1 protein-coding gene and 1 pseudogene are annotated in these 757 nt (G+C 62.7%); both read right to left on the bottom strand.

Features of this window, described 5'->3' with window-relative positions; all coding sequences use genetic code 11:
* Positions 1-557 (bottom strand): proline racemase family protein (locus tag EN969_RS33710; protein ID WP_206525340.1); only part of this gene is annotated, 557 nt, incomplete at its 3' end.
* A 32-nt stretch (positions 558-589) separates the two neighbouring features.
* Positions 590-757, bottom strand: a pseudogene (locus tag EN969_RS36515) (FAD-binding oxidoreductase); the annotation flags it as partial.

The raw sequence follows: 757 nt of genomic DNA on the forward strand, positions 1-757 counted from the left end.
GCCATGTCGCGATAGTTCTCCTGCGGTTCGACGATGGCGTAGAAGTTGCCGCCATAGGCGACGTCGACGGTGATTTCACCGAGCCCAGGGCATTCGACCGTCAGCCCCTCGGCATGGAGGAAGGATGGCACATTGGTGATGCGCACCTCCTCGACATAGTCGCCGACCTGCTTGTATTCGGCGACGACCAGCCCGGCCGGCGTGTCGAGCCTGAGCACGCCCGGCGTCTTTGGTTTGATCAGTCCGTGCTCGATGGCCATCGTCACCGTACCGATCGTGCCATGGCCGCACATCGGCAGGCAGCCGGAGGTTTCGATGAACAGGATGGCGATGTCGCAATCCTCGCGCGTCGGCGGATAGAGAATCGAACCGGACATCACGTCGTGGCCGCGCGGCTCGAACATCAACCCGGTGCGGATCCAGTCATATTCGGCCAGAAAATGCGCACGCCGCTCCATCATCGTCGCGCCCTGCAACAGCGGGCCGCCGCCGGCGACCAGCCGCACAGGATTGCCGCAGGTGTGGCCGTCTATGCAGAAGAAGGATTTCTTGGCCATGACGCTCCTCGAAAATCAAAAACCCGAAAAAATCAAAATCGTTGCGGACTGAAGGGGGCCAGATCGATCGGCGGAGTCTGCCCCAGGACAAGATCCCTGATCAACCGTCCGGTGGCCGCCGCCTGGGTCAGGCCGAGATGGCCATGGCCGAAGGCATAGACCACCGACCGCTTTCCCGGCGCGCCGCCGATGACGGGCAC

This window comes from Mesorhizobium sp. M7A.F.Ca.CA.003.01.2.1 (assembly GCF_003998945.1).
GTDB classification, from domain to species: Bacteria; Pseudomonadota; Alphaproteobacteria; order Rhizobiales; family Rhizobiaceae; genus Mesorhizobium; species Mesorhizobium ciceri.